The organism is Pseudomonas sp. PME37.24/006 (assembly GCF_055556635.1).
The window spans coordinates 1-247 of sequence record NZ_JBVHNL010000244.1 but is presented as its reverse complement, the minus strand read 5'-3'; the positions used below and the strand labels follow the sequence as shown (position 1 = coordinate 247).

1 protein-coding gene is annotated in these 247 nt (G+C 61.1%); it reads right to left on the bottom strand.

The window, feature by feature from the left end; translation table 11 throughout:
• On the bottom strand, positions 1-247 hold a 247-nt coding region (locus ACZ3GY_RS24580), incomplete at both ends, for a type 2 periplasmic-binding domain-containing protein (protein ID WP_465912416.1).

The window sequence follows — 247 nt, the reverse complement described above, 5'->3', positions numbered from 1 at the left end:
CGCCAGGGTGGCGTCGTCAGCCTTTTCCAGGCGCACGATGGTGGCGTTGGGACAGACGCGGCTGATCATCTGGTCGTGCGAGGAACCGATGTCTACGGCGATCTTCACTTCCGGCTTGTTCAGGTCGGCCCAGGTCTTGAACTCTTTCTTGGAGACCACCGTGAAGGCGTTCAGGAACAGCGGTTCGGTAAAGCCGATCACTTCGCGGCGCGCCGGGGTCGGGTTCATGCCGAAGAACAGGTCGATC